17 protein-coding genes and 1 riboswitch are annotated in these 18787 nt (G+C 67.7%); of the genes, 12 read left to right on the top strand and 5 right to left on the bottom strand.

Annotation, left to right across the window (positions count from 1 at the left end; all coding sequences use genetic code 11):
• Nucleotides 1-37 precede the first annotated feature (37 nt).
• From pafA to ACWDTF_RS12270, 7 genes are all read left to right on the top strand, one after another.
• Nucleotides 38-1396 carry a Pup--protein ligase gene (gene pafA / locus ACWDTF_RS12300; RefSeq protein ID WP_240857288.1) on the top strand — a complete coding sequence of 453 codons (1359 nt, stop codon included), beginning with the start codon at nt 38-40 and terminating at the stop codon, nt 1394-1396.
• A gap of 16 nt (nt 1397-1412) precedes the next feature.
• Nucleotides 1413-2405: a helix-turn-helix transcriptional regulator gene (locus ACWDTF_RS12295; protein ID WP_240857287.1), complete on the top strand. Its 993-nt coding sequence runs from the start codon at nt 1413-1415 to the stop codon at nt 2403-2405.
• Nucleotides 2402-3370 (top strand): helix-turn-helix transcriptional regulator, encoded by a 969-nt coding sequence (locus ACWDTF_RS12290; protein WP_240857286.1) that lies wholly within the window; start codon nt 2402-2404, stop codon nt 3368-3370. Before ACWDTF_RS12295 ends, ACWDTF_RS12290 begins: the two co-directional genes overlap by 4 nt.
• 101 nt (nt 3371-3471) lie before the next feature.
• Nucleotides 3472-3729: a Sec-independent protein translocase subunit TatA gene (tatA, locus tag ACWDTF_RS12285; RefSeq protein WP_240857285.1), complete on the top strand. Its 258-nt coding sequence runs from the start codon at nt 3472-3474 to the stop codon at nt 3727-3729.
• Between the two features lie 44 nt (nt 3730-3773).
• Nucleotides 3774-4754 carry a twin-arginine translocase subunit TatC gene (gene tatC / locus ACWDTF_RS12280; RefSeq protein WP_240857284.1) on the top strand — a complete coding sequence of 327 codons (981 nt, stop codon included), beginning with the start codon at nt 3774-3776 and terminating at the stop codon, nt 4752-4754.
• A complete protein-coding gene (locus ACWDTF_RS12275; RefSeq protein WP_449754447.1) occupies nt 4751-7594 on the top strand; it encodes a DEAD/DEAH box helicase in 2844 nt (947 codons plus the stop codon). Before tatC ends, ACWDTF_RS12275 begins: the two co-directional genes overlap by 4 nt.
• A 162-nt stretch (nt 7595-7756) precedes the next feature.
• Nucleotides 7757-8767, top strand: coding sequence for a DUF4333 domain-containing protein (locus ACWDTF_RS12270; RefSeq protein WP_240857282.1), 1011 nt, complete (start codon nt 7757-7759; stop codon nt 8765-8767).
• A gap of 12 nt (nt 8768-8779) precedes the next feature.
• On the opposite strand, the gene ACWDTF_RS12265 is transcribed toward ACWDTF_RS12270, so the two are convergent.
• On the bottom strand, nt 8780-9772 hold the full coding sequence (locus ACWDTF_RS12265; protein ID WP_240857340.1) for a 5'-3' exonuclease: 993 nt from the start codon (nt 9770-9772) through the stop codon (nt 8780-8782).
• Between the two features lie 76 nt (nt 9773-9848).
• Between ACWDTF_RS12265 and ACWDTF_RS12260 the strand changes: the two genes are divergently transcribed.
• A complete protein-coding gene (locus ACWDTF_RS12260) occupies nt 9849-10973 on the top strand; it encodes a M24 family metallopeptidase (RefSeq protein WP_355273280.1) in 1125 nt (374 codons plus the stop codon).
• A gap of 109 nt (nt 10974-11082) precedes the next feature.
• Here ACWDTF_RS12260 and ACWDTF_RS12255 read toward each other — a convergent pair whose 3' ends face one another.
• A complete protein-coding gene (locus ACWDTF_RS12255) occupies nt 11083-11490 on the bottom strand; it encodes a pyridoxamine 5'-phosphate oxidase family protein (RefSeq protein ID WP_355273283.1) in 408 nt (135 codons plus the stop codon).
• Between the two features lie 82 nt (nt 11491-11572).
• On the opposite strand from ACWDTF_RS12255, the gene ACWDTF_RS12250 reads away from it, so the two are divergent.
• The 4 genes from ACWDTF_RS12250 to ACWDTF_RS12235 are packed head-to-tail and all read left to right on the top strand — an operon-like array spanning nt 11573 to nt 15115.
• A complete protein-coding gene (locus ACWDTF_RS12250) occupies nt 11573-12334 on the top strand; it encodes an SDR family NAD(P)-dependent oxidoreductase (RefSeq protein WP_355273286.1) in 762 nt (253 codons plus the stop codon).
• Nucleotides 12335-12339: 5 nt separating this feature from the next.
• Nucleotides 12340-13578, top strand: coding sequence for a precorrin-6y C5,15-methyltransferase (decarboxylating) subunit CbiE (cbiE, locus tag ACWDTF_RS12245; RefSeq protein ID WP_355273382.1), 1239 nt, complete (start codon nt 12340-12342; stop codon nt 13576-13578).
• On the top strand, nt 13575-14354 hold the full coding sequence (gene cobM / locus ACWDTF_RS12240) for a precorrin-4 C(11)-methyltransferase (RefSeq protein WP_355273289.1): 780 nt from the start codon (nt 13575-13577) through the stop codon (nt 14352-14354). The genes cbiE and cobM overlap by 4 nt, the downstream gene beginning before the upstream one ends.
• Nucleotides 14351-15115 (top strand): cobalt-precorrin-6A reductase, encoded by a 765-nt coding sequence (locus ACWDTF_RS12235; protein ID WP_355273292.1) that lies wholly within the window; start codon nt 14351-14353, stop codon nt 15113-15115. The genes cobM and ACWDTF_RS12235 overlap by 4 nt, the downstream gene beginning before the upstream one ends.
• Nucleotides 15116-15196: 81 nt before the next feature.
• Here ACWDTF_RS12235 and ACWDTF_RS12230 read toward each other — a convergent pair whose 3' ends face one another.
• From ACWDTF_RS12230 to ACWDTF_RS12220, 3 genes are read right to left on the bottom strand one after another with little or no spacing between them, the layout of a single operon-like run.
• The gene (locus ACWDTF_RS12230) at nt 15197-16687 is read right to left on the bottom strand and encodes a precorrin-2 C(20)-methyltransferase (protein ID WP_240857276.1); all 1491 of its coding nucleotides are present in this window, start codon (nt 16685-16687) and stop codon (nt 15197-15199) included.
• 2 nt (nt 16688-16689) lie between these two features.
• Nucleotides 16690-17313 carry a precorrin-8X methylmutase gene (locus tag ACWDTF_RS12225; RefSeq protein WP_240857275.1) on the bottom strand — a complete coding sequence of 208 codons (624 nt, stop codon included), beginning with the start codon at nt 17311-17313 and terminating at the stop codon, nt 16690-16692.
• A 42-nt stretch (nt 17314-17355) separates the two neighbouring features.
• Nucleotides 17356-18537 (bottom strand): precorrin-3B synthase, encoded by a 1182-nt coding sequence (locus ACWDTF_RS12220; protein WP_355273296.1) that lies wholly within the window; start codon nt 18535-18537, stop codon nt 17356-17358.
• A 43-nt stretch (nt 18538-18580) separates the two neighbouring features.
• A riboswitch (cobalamin riboswitch) is annotated at nt 18581-18739 on the top strand.
• Nucleotides 18740-18787: the final 48 nt, after the last annotated feature.

Below are 18787 nucleotides of genomic sequence, written 5' to 3'. Positions count from 1 at the left end.
CGCCCCGGCGACCGCACGCACGGGTAGGGTTGAGCAGGTGCAGCGTCGAATCATGGGCATCGAAACCGAATTCGGTGTCACGTGTACTTTCCACGGTCATCGCAGACTGAGCCCGGACGAGGTTGCCCGATATCTCTTCCGTCGGGTGGTGTCGTGGGGTCGGTCGTCGAATGTGTTCTTGCAGAACGGCGCTCGGCTCTACCTCGACGTCGGATCGCACCCGGAGTACGCGACCGCCGAGTGCGACAGCCTCATCCAGCTGATCAACCACGATCGGGCAGGTGAACTGGTCCTCGAGGATCTGCTGGTCGACGCCGAACAGCGTCTCGCCGACGAGGGGATCGGCGGGGACATCTACCTGTTCAAGAACAACACCGACTCGGCCGGCAACTCTTATGGCTGCCACGAGAACTATCTGGTGGTCCGCGCCGGCGAGTTCTCCAGGATCTCGGATGTGCTGCTCCCGTTCCTGGTCACCCGCCAGCTGATCTGCGGGGCCGGCAAGGTGCTGCAGACGCCCAAGGCCGCCACGTTCTGCCTGTCGCAGCGGGCCGAACACATCTGGGAGGGCGTGTCGTCGGCGACCACCCGGTCGCGGCCCATCATCAACACCCGTGACGAGCCGCACGCCGACGCCGAGAAGTACCGCCGCCTGCACGTCATCGTCGGTGACTCCAACATGTCGGAGATGACCACCCTGCTGAAGGTGGGGTCGGCCGCGCTCGTGCTCGAGATGATCGAGGCGGGCGTCGTCTTCCGTGATTTCGCGCTGGACAACCCGATTCGGGCCATCCGAGAGGTGAGCCACGATCCCACGGGACGCCGGCCGGTGCGGTTGGCGGGCGGTCGGCAGGCCAGCGCTCTCGACATCCAGCGTGAATACCACGCCCGTGCCGTCGAGCACATGACCAACCGGCGCCCCGATCCCGAGATGGACATGGTGGTCGACCTGTGGGGCCGCATGCTCGACGCGGTGGAGCGCGACGACTTCTCCAAGGTCGACACCGAGGTCGACTGGGTCATCAAACGCAAACTCTTCCAGCGGTATCAGGACAAGTACTCGATGGAGCTGTCCGATCCCAAGATCGCGCAACTCGACCTCGCGTTCCACGACATCAAACGCGGCCGCGGCGTGTTCGACGTCTTGTCGCGCAAGGGCCTGGTCACCCGGGCGACGACCGACGAGGCCATCGCCACCGCGGTGAACGAGCCGCCGCAGACGACGCGGGCCAAGCTGCGCGGCGATTTCATCTCGGCCGCACAGAAGGCCGGACGAGACTTCACCGTCGACTGGGTACACCTCAAGCTCAACGACCAGGCGCAGCGCACCGTGCTGTGCAAGGACCCGTTCCGCAGCGTCGACGAGCGCGTCGATCGACTGATCGCCTCCATGTGAGTTCTATCCTGACCCGGTGGCAACTGCGAAAGTCGAGCGTCTCCTCAACCTGGTGATCTGTCTGCTGGCCACCCGCCAGTTCGTCACCGCCGAGTACATCCGGCACAACGTCGCCGGTTACTCCGACGAAGGTCAGTCGCCCGAGGCCTTCAACCGGATGTTCGAGCGTGACAAGACCGAGCTCCGCGACCTGGGTATCCCACTGATCACCGGGCGATCGCCGATGTCGGGCAGCGCCGAGGGTTACCGCATCAACCGGGACAGCTACGAGCTGCCGGAGGTGAGCTTGGACGCCCAGGAGGCGGCCACCATCGCGATGGCTGCCGCGCTGTGGGACACCCCCGAGGTCTCGACGCTGTCGCAGACCGCGGTACTCAAACTGCGGGCGGCCGGCATTCCGGTACGCACCGAGGACGAGCTGGGCATCAGCAGTGGCGGCGCCGCCCGATCGATGGGTTCGGAAGTCGTGATCGGTGCACTCCTGGCCGCGGTCGACGCCGGGCAGGCGGTCGAGTTCACACACCGCTCGGGCTCGGCGTCTGCGCCCGCCACGCGCACAGTGGAGCCCTGGGGTGTCGTCACGCACCGCGGCCGCTGGTATGTCGTCGGGCACGATCGGGACCGGGCCGCCACCCGAACCTTTCGACTGTCGCGGATTTCGGATCTGCGTTCCGTTGGGCCGTCCGGCGCGGTCAAGGTCCCCGCGGGAACCGATCTGCAGCAGATCGTCAGCGCGGCGGTCGACGCCGCCGCCGGAACCGACGGCCGCACCGCGCGGATCTGGGTGGCCACCGACCGTGCAGCGGGCCTGCGGAGGCTCGCGGTGGGCAGCGAACCGGGGGACTACGACGGCGAACCCGGGGATGTGCTGACCGTCGACATCCGGTCGTTGTCGACGCTGACGCGGATGGTCTTGGGGGTCGGCAGCGGTGCTGTGGTCCTCGAACCGCCGGAACTGCGGGACCAGGTGGTCGCCGGGCTCGATCGGCTGTCGGGGGTGAGTGCGTGATGTCGGCTCAACCCTCTCGGCTGTCCCGCCTGCTCGCGATGGTGCCGTACTTCCAGGCGCATCGGGGCATCGCGATCGAGCAGGCCGCCGCCGATCTCGGCGTCACCCCCAAACAGCTCACCAAGGATCTCGAGCTGCTGTTCGTGTGCGGCTTGCCTGGTTACTACCCGGACGACCTGATCGAACTCGAATTCAGCGAGGGCCATGTCCACGTCGGATTCACCGCGGGCATGGATCGTCCGCTGCGTCTGACCACGACGGAGTCGAGCACCCTGCTGGTGGCGTTGCGGGCACTCGTCGACACCCCCGGCGTCGTCGACCGGGATGCCGCGCGCCGGGCGATCGCCAAGATCGAACAGGCCGTGGGTGCCGCAGGGCCGGCCGTTGCGGCGGGTGCCGAGGTCGACACCGATTCCGAGGAGAACCCCACCTACGCAGCCATTCGGGACGCGGTCAAACATGGCCGCGCGCTGCGGCTGCGCTACTACTCGGCCACCCGGGACAGTGTTGCCGACCGAGTGGTCGACCCCATTCGCCTGCAGGTCATGGACCAGCACACCTACCTCGAGGCCTGGTGCCGGTTGTCCGAGGGGGTGCGATTGTTCCGATTCGACCGGGTCGACGCCGCGACGGAACTGGAAGAGAAGAGCGCGCCGCCACCGCAGGCGGCGGGCCAGAGTTCCTCGCCCGTCCTGCAGGACGACCCCGACCTCCCGCAGGCGCACATCGAGATCGACGCCGACCACCTCTGGGTCTTCGACTACTACCTCATCGAACCCGACGAGGACATCGCCAATCGCCCGGACCCGGCCCTGCCGGTGCGCGGTCGGCTGGTCTACGGGTCACCGGAGTGGCTCAGCCGATTCCTCCTGGGGTTCGGCGGTGCGGTGCGGCTTCTCGACGACGAGCCGACGGCGGCCAGGATCCGGACCGCGGCGGGCGCTGCTCGGGCGCGTTACCGGTGATGTGAGGACTGCCGCATCTGTCGGTCCTCACCCGACCGGGTCGGCGGACACGCCACCTCGGGTAGCATGGCGAACAGACCTGGATCGGGAGGTTCACAACCATGTTCAACGCAGTTCAGCCCTGGCATCTCATCGTGTTGCTGGTGGTCATCCTTGTCCTCTTCGGATCCAAGCGACTCCCGGACGCGGCACGTGGCCTCGGCCGCTCCCTGCGCATCTTCAAGAGCGAGATGAAGGAGATGCAGAAGGACGAGCCGTCGGAGACCGCATCCACCAAGGAGGCGCAGCGCGAACTGCCCGCGGCGACCGACGACGCGGCGGGCAAGACCACCACCGACGACGTGAAGAAGTCGGCATAGGGCTGGGCGCACGCCACGCCGCCGTGTCCATCCCAGGGTCCTGAGTGCGCATTCCCTTCGACCCCAGATACCGCAAACGCAAGCTCAATCCCGACGGCACCATGTCGTTGGTCGAGCATCTGTATGAGCTGCGCACGCGAGTGGTCATCTCCTCGATCGCGATCGTGTTCACCACGATCATCGGCTTCATCTGGTATTCGCACGGCTTCCTCTTCGTGCCGTCGCTCGGTGATCTTCTTCGTGAGCCGTATTGCGATCTGCCGGCCTCCTCGCGCGCGTCCCTGACACCGGACGATTCGTGTCGGTTGCTGGCCACCGGTCCGTTCGACCAGTTCATGCTTCGCCTGAAGGTCGCATTGACGGCCGGAATCGTTCTGGCGTGCCCGGTGTGGCTGTATCAGTTGTGGCAGTTCATCACCCCCGGCCTGCACTCCAACGAGCGGCGCTACGCCGTCGGCTTCGTGTCCGTTGGTGCCGTCTTGTTCGTCACCGGTGCCGTCCTCGCCTACCTGGTGGTCTCCAAGGCGTTCGAGTTCCTCCTCACCGTCGGCAACGATGTGCAGGTCACCGCGCTGGCCGGTGACCAGTACTTCAGTTTCATGCTGCACCTGCTGCTGATCTTCGGAGTCAGCTTCGAACTCCCACTCCTCATCGTCGCGCTCAATCTCATCGGCGTCCTGAGCTACCAACGTCTGAAGGCCTGGCGACGCGGCCTGATCTTCACCCTGTTCGTCTTCGCAGCCTTCGCCACACCCGGTTCCGACCCGTTCAGCATGTGCGCACTGGCCCTCGCTCTCACCGTGCTCCTGGAGTTCTCCATCCAATTCGCCCGCATCACCGACAAGCGGCGCGCGAAGAAGCGACCCGAGTGGCTCTCGGCGTCGGACGACGAGGCCAGCGCACTGCCCGATTCCCAGGACACGCCGGCGGGGTCGGCGATCGATCGGCCGACGCGTGTGGAGGCCGGGCCCGTCGCCGGCAGGTCGTCGACCCGTGCGACCGAGACCTTCGACGACGTCCTGTGACCGAACTCGACGACTTCACGTCGCGACTCGACTTTCGCCTCGACGAATTCCAAACCCGTGCCTGCGAGGCGCTCGAGGCCGGACACGGGGTCTTGGTCTGCGCGCCGACCGGGGCGGGCAAGACGATCGTGGGAGAGTTCGCCGTCCACCTCGCGTTGGCGGGCGGGACCAAGTGTTTCTACACCACCCCGATCAAGGCCCTCAGCAATCAGAAGTACGCGGATCTGGCGGCGGTGCACGGACACGACCGGGTGGGCCTGCTTACCGGCGACAGCTCGATCAACCCCGACGCCCCCGTCGTGGTGATGACCACCGAGGTGGTCCGCAACATGATCTATGCGAATTCTCGTGCGCTGCAAGGGCTGTCGCATGTGGTGATGGACGAGGTGCACTTCCTTGCCGATCGGTTCCGCGGTGCGGTGTGGGAGGAGGTCATCCTGCACCTCGAGCCGTCCGTGCGGGTGGTCAGCCTGTCGGCGACCGTCAGCAACGCCGAGGAGTTCGGCGACTGGATCCAGACCGTACGCGGCGACACCTCGGTGATCGTCGACGAGCACCGGCCCGTACCGCTGTCCCAACACATGCTCGTCGGTTCGCGACTGTTCGATCTGTTCGCGCCGGACGGTTCACACAGCGGATCTCCCGGCGGATCGACCCGGGCCGGTCGGCATCAGGTGAATCCGGAGCTCAAACGGTACATCCGCCACCGCATCCTGCTTGCCGACGACGACAGCCGTGGCCACGACCGGCGTGGTCGTGGTGGTCGTTCCGGCCGGACCCGTCAGCGTCGCGGCGATCGAGCGCTGTCGCGGCCGAATCTCGTCGCCCGCCTCGACCGGGAAGGGCTGCTGCCCGCCATCGGGTTCATCTTCTCGCGCGTCGGCTGCGATGCAGCACTGGCGCAATGCCTCCGGTCTGGCCTGACACTGCTCACCCCGGAGGAGTCGATGCAGGTCGACGCGGTGGTCGACGCTCACCTGACCGAGCTGTCGCCGGCGGATGCCGATGTACTCGGCGTCGACGAATGGCGTGCGGGATTGCGACGCGGGATTGCCGCCCACCACGCCGGCTTGCTGCCGACATTCCGGCACGCCGTCGAGGAGTTGTTCGTGCGGGGTCTGGTGCGGATGGTGTTCGCCACCGAGACCCTGGCGCTCGGGATCAACATGCCGGCCCGGTCGGTGGTCCTGGAACGTCTGGTCAAGTACAACGGCGAGTCGCACGTCGATCTCACCCCGGGGGAGTTCACGCAGCTCACCGGACGGGCCGGCCGGCGCGGCATCGACGTCGAAGGGCATGCCGTGGTGGTCTGGACGCCCGAAGTCGCCCCCGAGGAGGTGGCCGGCCTCGCGGGCGCCCGAACCTTCCCACTGCGCAGTTCGTTTGCGCCCGAATACAACATGGCGGTCAACCTGATCGGGCGCCTGGGGATGGCGGGGTCGCGGGAACTGCTGAACCGCTCGTTCGCTCAGTTCCAGGCAGACCGTTCGGTGGTCGGGCAGGCACGCAAGGTCGACGACGCCTATCGGGCGCTGCGCAAGCTCGACGTCGAGTTGGCCGGGGCGGCGGCCAAGCGCGGTATCGACCCGGGAACAGTCGAAGCGGACGGGGTCGAAGCCGACGATGAGGGTGCCGCCGACCCGTATCAGGGATTCCTCGGGTATGTGACGTTGCGCGAAGACATCCGGCAACGGGAACGCGACCTCAAGTTCCGGCGGCGCAACACCACCCACGACGCGATCGCCGCCGACCTCGCGGCGCTCAAACGCGGGCATGTGATCGGCGTGCCCAACGGTCGCCATCGCGGTCTCGCCGTGGTGATCGAACCCGCGTCGCAAGCGCAGGACCCCAAACCACTGGTACTGAGCGAGGATGCCTGGTGCGGCCGGGTGGGGATCCGCGACTTCGTGAATCCGCCGGACGTGCTCGGCAACATGCGGCTGCCGAAGAACGCCGATCGGCGTACGGGACGCGGACGCCGCGACCTCGCGTCGGCTCTTCGGTCGACGGGGATCGAGGCGCCCCGCGGACGCCAGAAACGTCGCGCGGAAGCGGCCGACGACACCGAGCTGGCACAGATGCGCCGCGACCTGAGATCGCATCCTGCCCATCAACTGCCGCCCGGTGACGAGCTCTTCCGGCTCGCGGAACGCCGCAACCGACTCGTCCGCGACATCGTCAACGCCGAGCGCGCCATTGGTGAACGTACGTCGACGCTCGGTGTGACCTTCGATCGCATCGTCGCGGTGCTGCGCGAGCTCGGCTATCTCGACGATCATCGCGATGCCGGCGCGAAGGGGCCGGACACGGTGCGGGTCACCGACGCCGGACGTCTGCTCGGACGCATCTACAGCGAGAGCGATCTGGTGGTCGCCGAATGTATGCGGGCCGGTGTGTGGGAGGGGCTGGCACCGCACGAGCTGGCCGCAGTCGTCGCATCGCTGGTGTACGAGAGTCGGCGCGACAGTTACCGCGGCATCGACTCGATGCCCGGCACTGCGGGGGTGCGCGACGCGATGGCCGCGACCGCCGAGGTGTGGTCGCAGGTCACCGATGTCGAACGACGGCATCAGGTCGCACCCACCCGCGAACCCGACACGGGTTTCAGTGTGGCCGTGTCGATGTGGGCGATGGGCCGATCGCTCACCGAGGCGCTGGCGGCCGCGGGTGAACGCGGGCAGTTGCTGTCGCCCGGTGACTTCGTCCGATGGAATCGCCAGGTCGTCGATCTGTTGGAGCAGATACGGCTCGGCGCCGGACCCGACACCCCACTTGCATCGACCGCGCGCTCGGCAGTCACTTCTATCCGGCGCGGGGTCGTGGCGGTCGAACTCGGTTGAACGACGTTGCCCTCCGACATGACGTCCTTGGCTGATTGCGGTGTCGCGCTGGGGTAACGTTCTTGGCGATCCGTGGCACGGATGAAGTGCACTGTCAAAACACAGGCGTCGGACGACGCGCAACTACGGGCGTCGGAGGACGCGGCCAGCGGGGAGAGACTCATGAGCGAGCCGAACAACCCACCAGCCGGAGGGTCGAATGTTCCGGGCAGCGGGCAACCGGGTCCGGACAACGCTGATGGCGGGAACACTGATGGCAAGACGGAGGTCGTGAACGTCGGGGGAGCGAAACCCGCGGCGCCCCAGGGCCCGCCGGCTGACCCGACGACGGTGAGTCCCGCACCCGGTTCGGTGGCCCCGCCGACCACGACATCGCAGACACCGCCGCCTGGATACCCGCAGCAACCGGGTTATGGAGCACCGCAGGCGCCTCCGCCACCGCAAGCAGGTCCGGGCGGCCAGATTCCGGGACAGTACGCGCCCACACAGATGCCGGGTCAGTACCACCAGGGCCAGGCACCCGGAACCTTCGGTGCCCCGCCGCAAGGTGGGGGACCGAGTGGATCGACTCAGCAGATTCCGCCGGGACAGTACGGCTCGGGTCAGTACCCCGGTGCTCAACCGGGCACCGATCCGAACGCGACCCAGCACGTGGGCGGAGGCTACGGTCAGCCGTCCGGCCCACAAGGCACCGGACAGCCGCAGGGCGCCCCAGGCTATGGCGCGGCGTCATTCGGACAGCCGACTTACGGGCAGCAGCCATACGGCCAGCCGGGCCAGCAGCCCCCCGGACAGTTCGGCGGCGACCAGTTCGCATCGATGGCCAAGCAGGGTTCGTCGGGTAAGGGCCTGCGTCTCGCCATGATCATCGGCGGCGCCGTGCTGTTTCTCGCGGCGATCGTGATCGTGGTGACCGCATTCTGGCTGCCCGGGTGGGCACCGAAGACCCTCGACCAGGCCGCCGTGGAAAGTGGCGTCGAAAAGGTGCTGACCGAGGATTACCAGGCCACCGAGGTCAAGGACGTGTCGTGCCCGTCGGGTCAGAAGATCGAGCAGGGCGCCTCGTTCACCTGCACCTTGACCGTCGGCGATCAGGAGAACCAGCAGGTCACCGTCACCGTCCTTGACGACGAGGGCAAGTACGAGGTGTCGCGGCCCGGGCCCAAGACCTAGAAGGTCTCTGGATCAGGGCGCGGAGAAGTCCCAGTCGAGAGCCTTGGCGAGCCGACTCACCGACGCGCCGATCCCGAGTTCGACGATGAGCTCGGCCAGGCCTTCGGGATCGGCGGGTTCACTCGGCAGTGCATCGGAAGCGTTCGACGCGTCGTCGGTGTTCGAACCATCGTCGGGGGCCCAGCTGTCGATGGTGTCGGCGTCGGTCCGGACCAGCACCACCGTCCGCGCTGCCGACAGGTAGTCGGCCGACGCGAGGATCGCCTTGCGCGCCCGTGTGGGGATGCTCGACGCCGGATCGGCAGCGGCCGCTTCGAGCGCGTCAAGGCTGCCGTATTCGGAGATCAGTTTGGCCGCGGTCTTCTCGCCGACGCCACTGACACCAGGGAGACCGTCGGACGGGTCCCCGCGCAGCATAGACATCTCGGCGTAGGCCATACCCGCGCGGTCGGTGGGCAGGTCGTAACGTTCGCCGACCTCGACCGGCCCCATCATCTCGGCCTTCGCGAGTCCGCGGCCGACGTAGAGGACGCGGACCGCGACGGGATCGTCGGCGACCACCTGCAGGAGGTCGCGGTCGCCGCTGACCACCACGACCGGGTCGCGCGCCTCCTCGTAGGCGAGCGTGCCGATCACGTCGTCGGCCTCGCAGCCCAGGGCACCGGAACTTGCGATGCCCGCGCACGTCAGCACGCGCATGATCATGTCGACCTGCGGAGTGAGCGTGTCGGGCACTTCCTCCACATCCACCGGATCGCCGCCGGCGGTGTCGGTGGTCGCGACGCGATGCGCCTTGTACGACGGAATGAGGTCGGTCCGGAAGGCGGGTCGCCAGTCCAGGTCCAGACACACGACCAGCCGGGTGGGTCGCTCGCGGGTCACCAGGTTGGCGATGGTGTCCACAAACCCGCGTACCGCGTTGACCGGGCGGCCATCAGGTGCCGTCAGCTTTTCCGGCAGGGCGTAGAAGGAACGGAACCACAGGCTCGCACCGTCGAGCAGCATCAGCGAATCGGTCACCCCCACACTCTCGCATCGACGGGCACCATCCGTCACGCACGTACCGCGTAGGCTCTGCGACATGACCACGACCGGGGATTCGCGCTTCACCTCCGATGTCTATGCCAGCCGCGTGTCACGGGCCGCACAGCTCACCGCCGACGCGGGGTTCGACGCGCTCGTCGTCAGCCCCGGACCCGATCTGCGATACCTGACCGGCTCTCGGGCCAACACATTCGAGCGTTTGACGGCCCTGGTGATACCTGCAAGCGGCACACCGCGAATCGTGGTGGCGCGCCTCGAGGTGCCGTCGCTGAAGGCCTCCGCGGTGGGGGATCTCGGTATCGAGGTATGCGACTGGGTGGACGGTCAGGACGCCTACGCGCTCGCGCTCGACGGTCTCGGCGCGCGACCCCGCCTGGCTGTCTCCGACGCGATGCCCGCGTTGCACGTCGTGCCGATCGCGCAGCGTTCGTCCGCGACCCCCGCACTGGCCACCGCGGTGCTGCGTGAGCTGCGAATGATCAAGGACACCAGCGAGATCGATGCGTTGCGCGAGGCCGGCGCAGCGATCGACCGGGTGCACGCCCGGATGGGTGAATGGTTGCGGGTCGGCCGAACGGAACGGGAGGTGGCCGCCGACATCGCCGACGCCATCGTGTCCGAAGGCCACACGGGTGCCGAGTTCGTGATCGTCGGCTCGGGACCCAACGGCGCCGACCCCCACCACGAGTACTCCGACCGCACCATCACGGCCGACGATGTGGTCGTCATCGACATCGGCGGTCCCGTCGAGCCCGGGTACAACTCCGACTCCACGCGGACCTACAGCTTTGCCGAACCATCCGGCGAGATCGCCGACGCCTACGCAGCGCTGCAAAGTGCTCAGCAGCAGGCAGTCGCAGCGGTTCGTCCCGGGGTCACCGCCGAGTCCGTCGACGCCGCCGCGCGCGACGTGCTCCGTGGCGCGGGACTGGCAGAGAAGTTCATCCATCGCACCGGGCACGGCATCGGCCTTTCCGTCCACGAGGAGCCCTACATCGTCGCGGGAAACGACATCGAGCTCCGGTCCGGAATGGCCTTCAGCGTCGAGCCGGGCGTCTACTTCTCCGGGCAGTGGGGTGCGCGGATCGAAGACATCGTGGTGGTGACCGACGACGGCTGCGAGGCGCTCAACACCCGACCACACGGGCTGACGGTTCTCTGACCCGATTTGAAGTCTGGCCTGCGGGAATCTGTACCTGGGAACCCACCGAAATGCACTGTGCATCTCGTCGGTCTCCCAGGTCCAGCTTTCCGGACAGTGGGATGCTGACTCAGTCCAGCAAGGTCTTCGATCCCAGTACCCGCCGTACCTGCACCTCGACAACAACTCGCCGCGGATTCGGCTTCGGCTCGCGGTAGCGTGCCGCGTAGCGCCGTTCCGCCTCGGCGACGCGCGGCCGCTCCCTATGCACCGTGGCCGGGCCTTCCAGCGTGATCCAGCGCGGGCCGTCGACATGGGTCAACGCCGTGTAGCCGGCTCGTTCGACGTTGCGTACCTTCTGGCTGCCGTCGACGGTGATGACCCGCGCGATGCCCGTCTCGGGGTCATAGGTGAATCCGACCGCGACCACGTGCGGGGTGCCGTCGCTGCGAACGGTGCTCATCGTCGCCAGGTGCCGTTCGGAAAGGAACTCCAACGCGGTGGGTCCGAGTCGGGGCTTCGTGGTGGGTTCGGTCATGCGGCAACGGTATCGGTTCCCGCAGATCAACCGCACACCCGCCGAGTCAGCCACCGAACGGGCGGATGGGATACTGCTGCACATGCCTGATTCGGCCCGCACCATCGTCCTACTCGGCGGTCGCAGCGAGATCGGTGTCAAACTCGCACAACGTCTGGCACCCGGCCGTGTCGTCGTTCTGGCAGCTCGCAGGCCCGACGACCTCGCCGACCAGGTGCAGGCGCTGACCGACGCCGGGGCGAGAAGGGTGCACACGGTCGGATTCGACGCCGACGACACCGACTCGCATCCCGGACTGATCGAACGCATCGTCACCGACTTCGGCCCCGTCGAGGCGGCGATCGTCGCATTCGGCATTCTGGGCGACCAGACCCGTGCCGAAACCGAGGTCGAGCATGCGCTTGCGATCGCGCACACCGACTATCTCGCCCAGATCAGCGTGCTCACGCCGCTGGCCACAGCTTTGCGCACCCAGGGCAGCGGCACCATCATCGTGTTCTCGTCGATCGCCGGAGTGCGCGTCCGGCGGGCCAACTATGTGTACGGGTCCACCAAGGCGGGCCTCGACGGTTTCGCCAGTGGACTCTCGGATGCCCTGCACGGCAGCGGAGTTCGCCTCCTCCTGGTCCGGCCGGGGTTCGTCATCGGTCAGATGACCCGCGACCTGATGGAATCGGGTGTGAAGCCCGCGCCGCTGTCGATCGATGCCGATCGGGTCGCCGACGACGTGGCACGCGCCTACCGCAAGGGCCGACGCGAGGTCTGGATTCCGTGGGCGCTGCATCCGCTCTCCGTCGCTCTCCGGATGATTCCACGCCCGATCTGGCGACGACTGAGCCGGTGAGCGAGGTGAGTGTCCGGCCACAATTCGTCGTCGTGGGGATCGGTGCCGACGGCTGGGCGGGTCTCGGCCGTCGGGCCCAGGACGAACTGGTGACGGCTACGGTGATCTACGGCGCCCGACGCCAGCTCGATCTGCTTGACGACGTCGACGCCGAGCTGATCGCGTGGGATTCACCGATGTCGGCACATCTCGCCCGGGTGCTCGATGAACCCGCGTACCCGGTGGTGCACATTCTCGCCAGTGGCGACCCGATGTTCCACGGTGTGGGTGCGACGATCGTGAAGGGCGTCGGCGCCGAACGCACCCGGGTGTTACCCGCGGTGTCGAGCGCGAGTCTGGCGTGCGCTCACCTCGGGTGGGACCTCACCTCTGTCCGTGTCGTCAGCCTCGTCACGGCCGACCCCGCGTCGTTGCTCACCGAAAGCACCCACGGGCAGCGCCTGCTGGTCCTGAGCCGGGACGCACACACGCCCGCTGCCGTCGCGGCGCTGTTGGGGGACAACGGTTTCGGTTCGTCGACGTTGACAGTGCTCGAGCAGCTCGGCGGACCCCGGGAGCGGGTGATCAGCGGAACGGCCGGGGTCTGGGCGCATGCACCCGGCGATCCGCTCAACGTGATCGCGGTCGAGTGCGTCGGGCCACCTCGGACGACGGTTCCCGGCCGCGCCGACACCGACTTCGTCCACGACGGGCAGATCACCAAGTCCGCGCATCGGGCACTCACCGTCTGCGCATTGGAACCCGCAGGCGCACAGATGCTCTGGGATATCGGCGCGGGGTCGGGGAGTGTCGGAGTGGAATGGGTGCGCGCCGACCCTCGCGGACGCGTCGTCGCTTTCGAACGCGATCCCCAACGCGCAGAGCGTATTGCGCAGAATGCTCACCGGCACGGGGTCGGCGCGGCGATCTCGGTTCATGGTTGCGCACCCGAATCCCTCTCGGGCGCACCGACACCCGACGCGGTGTTCATCGGTGGTGGACTCACCGGGGACGTCCTGCGAGTTGCCTACGATGCACTCCGAATCGGTGGCCGTCTCGTCGTCAATGCGGTGACAGTGGAGAGTCAGACTCTTCTCGCCGAGTGGCACCGGACGCACGGGGGGCAGATGCGCAGGGTGATGATCGAGTCCGCCGAACCGCTCGGCTCGATGACCACGTGGCGACCCGCACTGCCGATCGTTCAGTGGATTCACGTCAAGGCCGCCAAGGGGAAGGCCACCGATCTGAACGAGCCACAACCGTGACCGTCTACTTCATCGGTGCCGGACCCGGCGCAGCCGACCTGATCACCATCCGCGGCGCCCGCATTCTCGGCCGCTGCCGCACTTGTCTGTACGCCGGGTCTCTCGTGCCCCGCGAACTTCTGGACCTGTGTCCGCCCGGCGCCACGCTCATCGACACCGCGCGAATGCCGCTGCCGGACATCATCTCCCACATGGTGGCCGCCCACGAGGCCGGGCACGACGTCGCCCGGCTGCATTCCGGTGACCTGTCGATCTACTCGGCCTTCACCGAGCAGTGCCGCGAGCTCACCGAGCGGGGGATCGATCACGAGATCGTGCCCGGTGTGCCCGCCTTCGCCGCCGCGGCCGCCGCTCTCGACATCGAATTGACCACCCCTGGCGTCGGGCAGAGTCTGCTGATCACTCGGGTGTCGACGCTGTCCACCGACATGCCCGACGGTGAGGACCTGGCCAGTCTCGCGTCGTGCGGGGTGACACTCGCACTGCATCTCGCCGCACACCGGACCGAGGAGATCGTGGCCGCGCTCGCCCCGCACTACGGTCTCGAATGCCCAACCGCGACAGTCGCCTTCGCGAGTCAGCCCGGTGAGAAGATCGTCCGATGTGCACTTCGGGAGCTGCCGGAAGCGCTCGCCGCGGAAGCCATCCGCAAGACAGCCGTGATCTTCGTCGGCAAAGTCCTCGACCCTCATTCCGATCCGTCTGTCACCGACAGCTACCTGTACTCGCGAGCCCGCATGAGCAAGCTGCGTTCCGAACCCGGACACGATCGGTGAGCCGGACAGACCGTCTGCTGATCCTCGGCGGAACGGGGGAGGCCCGGGAATTGGCGGCGGCGGCCACCGGAGCCGGAATCCCGATCATCAGCTCGCTGGCCGGGCGTGTCCGTAACCCCCGCCTGCCCGTCGGAGAGGTCCGCATCGGCGGGTTCGGTGGGACCGAAGGATTGCGTAGTTGGTGCGCAGACAATGGGATCGGTGTGGTTGTCGATGCGACCCACCCCTTCGCGGCCACCATCACCGCACATGCGGTTACGGCGACGAGGGCACTCGATCTCCCGCTGCTTGCGCTGCGTCGCGCCGCCTGGACGCCGGGTCCCGATGACCGCTGGACGCGGGTCACCGACATCGACGCCGCCGCAGGCGCGATCGGGACATCACCTCGGCGGGTTCTCCTGACGACCGGTCGTCAAGACGTCGGGGCGTTCGCCGGCGTCGACACCGCATGGTTCTTGATCCGCGTCGTCGATCCCCCGACGGTCGCGCTGCCACCGCACCACGAGATTCTGCGGTCGCGCGGGCCGTACGAGTTGGCCGGCGAGCGACAGTTGCTGCACGACAATCGAATCGATGTGCTGGTCACCAAGAACAGTGGGGGAGCGCTCACACACGCCAAGCTCGACGCGGCCCGGGAACTGGGCGTCGAGGTCATCATGGTCGATCGCCCCGCCGAACCCGACGGTCTCGACACCGTGTCCGACGTCGCCGACGCCATGACGTGGCTTCGTCGGAAGTTCCCGACTCCTGGCCCACGTTGACCGTGCGTCGAAAACCGTTGACCGCGCGTCCCGAATCGTTGATCGTGCACGGCCGCACAAGGATAGCGGCCTGGTCCCGGCCTACTCCGACGCGTGACGCGGTGTGTAGACGAGCGGCCCGGCCGCGCGATCGACGACCGTCGTCGACGACGATCCGACGATGAGCAACGTACGCATGTCGACGGTGGCCGCTTCCAGATCGCCGACCGTCGTCACCGTCACCGACTCGTCCGGCCCGCCGACGTCGCGTCCGACGATGACTACCCGGTCCGGTGAGACCTGTTCGGCCAGAATCTCTTTGAGCGCGCCCACCTGCCAGGCGCGGCTCGCCGATCCCGGGTTGTAGATCGCGATCACCAGATCGGCGTCCACCGCCGCGCGAATCCGTCGTTCGATGACTTCCCACGGCTTGAGCCGATCCGAAAGCGAGATGATCGCGAAGTCGTGGCCGAGCGGAGCCCCGACCGTGGCCGCCACGGCGGTTGCCGCAGTCATCCCGGGCACCACGCGAACCGGGACATCCTGCCAACGTGATTCGGCCGCCACCTCCGCCACCGCCGCGGCCATCGCGAATACCCCTGGATCACCGGACGAGACCACCGCGACCCGAGCACCGCGCCGCGCAAGATCGAGCGCGAACTCTGCACGTTCCGCCTCGACCCGATTGTCGCTGGCGTGCATCCGCTGGCCGGGCCGCGGCGTGACCCGCTTGAGATAGGTGGTGTAGCCGACGAGATCGGTCGCCGCGGCCAGTTCCGCACGGACCTGCGGGGTGGTCCACGACTCCCGGCCGGGTCCGAGGCCGACGACCACCACTTCGCCTGCAGTCGACGCAGACTCGGCATACCGCGGGTTGTTGCGGCGACCGGGTACGACGACGATCGAGAAGTACGGCACCTGCGCCGGATCCACCTCCGCAGCCGGTGCCACCCGCTCCACGGTGGTCGATGCACGCTCCACGTACCACGCCTCGTCGAGGCGGCCTGCGTAGGCGAGAGCCTGTCGGACGCGTTCGAAATTGCGGCCGAGTTTCATCACCACGATGGCGTCGGCCGAGGCGAAGCGCAGACGCAACTCGTCGGCGTCAGCCGTACCCGGCACCACCGTCAGGGTCTCGTCGCCTTCCACCAGCGGGACGCCCGTCGCGGCCGACGCAGCGCTCACCGACGTGACGCCCGGGACGATCTCGGCATCGAACTCGTCGGCGAGACGCTTGTGCATGTGCATGTACGAGCTGTAGAAGAGGGGATCGCCTTCGGCGAGCAGTGCGACACTGCGACCCTCCCGCAGATGCGCGGCGAGGATATCCGCACTGGCGGAATAGAAGTCGTCAAGAGCTCCCTGATAGCCGCCCGGATGGTCGGTGGTCTCGGTGGTCACCGGATACATCAGCCGTTCTTCGATCTGACCATCGCTGAAGTACGGTTCCGCCACCGTCCGAGCGATGCTGTTGCCATGTCGCGCACAGTGATACGCGATGACATCGGCCGCGCCGATCACCCGCGCAGCCTTCACCGTCACGAGTTCGCTGTCGCCGGGGCCGAGTCCGACGCCCCACAGTTTGCCGGTCACGCTCACTCCTGGGCCGACGCGAGGGCGTTGAGGGCGGCGGCCGTGATCGCCGACCCACCCCGGCGACCGGTGACCGTGATGAATTCCAGATCGGTCCGTTCCGCTAGGGCCGCACACGATTCGGCGGCGCCGACGAAGCCGACCGGGGCGCCGACGATGGCCGCGGGCCGAGGTGCGCCGTCGTCGATCAGATCGAGAAGCGCGAACAGAGCAGTCGGCGCGTTGCCGATCGCCACCACCGATCCTTCCAGGCGTGTAAGCCAGAACTGCAGCGCCGCAGCAGTTCTCGTTGTGCCCATTCGTTCGGCGAGTTCCGGCAGCCCGGGTTCGCCCAGGTAACACAGCACGTCGTTGTCGGCGGGCAGGCGCTTGCGGGTGACCCCGGCGGCTACCATCGAGGCGTCGCAGAGGATCGGTGCGCCGGAACCCAGCGCGGCCCGCGCCGCCTCGACCACCCCGTCGGTGGCCACGACGTCAGCCGGCAGGTCGGTCTGTCCGCAGGCGTGGATCATCCGAACCACCACCGTGGCGACGTCGGGGGCAAATGCGGTGAGGTCGGATTCGGCGCGGATGGTGGCGAATGACTGTCGATAGATCGCGGCGCCGTCACGCAGGTAGTCGGTCATGGTGGGCTCAGTGTATCGAGCCGCCCGCACCGGGCTCGACGGCTACTGCCCGCGTTCGGTCGTGCGATATCCGTCCGGACCGGCCTCGACGCGCAGGTGTGGCGTGACCGGGGAACCGCACCCGCGGCCACACCCGACCCAGTGTTCTCGCTCGGTGACCTCCTGCCCGGACGCCACACGGGCGAGCAGATCCTCGCGTACCGGGGCCAGCCCATTGCTGCAGCCGGGTGCTCCCGCACAGCAGCTGACCGCTGCCCACGGCGACGACGCGTCGAAGGTCAGCCCCATCGGTGCGAGCACCCGCACCACGGTCTCCGCGACGCCCTCGGTGAGGTCGCAGACCAGGATCTCGCGATCGGGCGTGAAGATGATCGGAGCGCCGATGGCGGCCAGGAATTCGGCCAATCGGGCCGGCAGCCTGCCGAGTTCGACAACCGACCCGAGCAGCACCATCCCGTTGTCCTGCTCGAACCACCCGACGATCGGTTCGGTCTCGGTTTCCGGCCGAGGGTAGCCATCACCGACCGGATCTAGGCCTTTACCAGCGCGTTCGACGACGCGGGCCTGATCTGCGGCGTCTAGGTCGGCGAACCGCCACGCGGTCGGCGCCACCTCGAGCATCGCGTCGGCGACCACGAGGAGCGCGTCGACGATCGATTCCGCCCCGGTGGCCGACCCGAGCGTCGCACCGCCGACGACTATGTCGGCGAGCGGGCCGGGCCGGGCTGATCGATGGTCGGTGCTCGCGCGAGCCACCGCGTGGACATCGGGTGAGCGTCGGGTGATGTCGCCGCGACCGTCGTCCAGACCGAAGAGGAATCGCCCGGACAGCGCCGCGAATCGATCGTCGGCTCGCAGCCGCTCGTCGAGAAGCCGGATCATCGGTCGTACGTCTACGACACCGCCGATGCGGCCCGACAGCGGGCTTGCCTCGATGTTCCGGATCTTCTCGTGCGACGCACTCGGGACCAGCCCTGCGCCGGTGACAGCGGCGGCGACGGCCTCGACATCGGTGATGCCGCGCAACTGCAGATTGGCTCGCGCCGTGAGCTCGAGATGGCCGTCGCCCCACTCGGTTGCGACGCGGGCCAGGGTCTCGAGTTGGGGGCCGGTGATCTCTCCGCCGGGGAGCCGGATGCGCGCGAGGTGACCGTCGGCGGCCGGGTGCGTGCTGAACACCCCGGGGCAGCGGTCGGCGGCGGATCGTCCGGCAGGCTGGCTCACCAGTCCAGCGTACGACCGCGCGCAGCATGCCCTGCTCTACACCGGTCGGCTCGCGATTGCGGGTTCGGTAGTCTCGATGCACCGAGAGCACAGAAGCCGGTGTGAGTCCGGCACGGTCGCGCCACTGTGACGGGTAGCCCTGCGTCGTGAGAGCGACTCCGCGGCACCGAAGTCAGACCTGCGCCCCCGGTCACCGCATCACGACACAACCGTTACGACACGCTCCGGGCGCGACATCCCGGCGAGGAGA

This window comes from Gordonia sp. NPDC003422, from assembly GCF_053588675.1.
Note: the sequence above shows the minus strand (reverse complement) of the source record. Positions and strands in the feature narration are given on the sequence as shown.

Coding starts and splice junctions, on each gene's coding strand:
- tatA (WP_240857285.1), top strand. CDS start 3,472: ATGTTCAACGCAGTTCAGCCCTGGCATCTCATCGTGTTGCTGGTGGTC.
- ACWDTF_RS12270 (WP_240857282.1), top strand. CDS start 7,757: ATGAGCGAGCCGAACAACCCACCAGCCGGAGGGTCGAATGTTCCGGGC.
- ACWDTF_RS12265 (WP_240857340.1), bottom strand. CDS start 9,772: ATGCTGCTCGACGGTGCGAGCCTGTGGTTCCGTTCCTTCTACGCCCTG.
- ACWDTF_RS12260 (WP_355273280.1), top strand. CDS start 9,849: ATGACCACGACCGGGGATTCGCGCTTCACCTCCGATGTCTATGCCAGC.
- ACWDTF_RS12255 (WP_355273283.1), bottom strand. CDS start 11,490: ATGACCGAACCCACCACGAAGCCCCGACTCGGACCCACCGCGTTGGAG.
- ACWDTF_RS12250 (WP_355273286.1), top strand. CDS start 11,573: ATGCCTGATTCGGCCCGCACCATCGTCCTACTCGGCGGTCGCAGCGAG.
- ACWDTF_RS12225 (WP_240857275.1), bottom strand. CDS start 17,313: ATGACCGACTACCTGCGTGACGGCGCCGCGATCTATCGACAGTCATTC.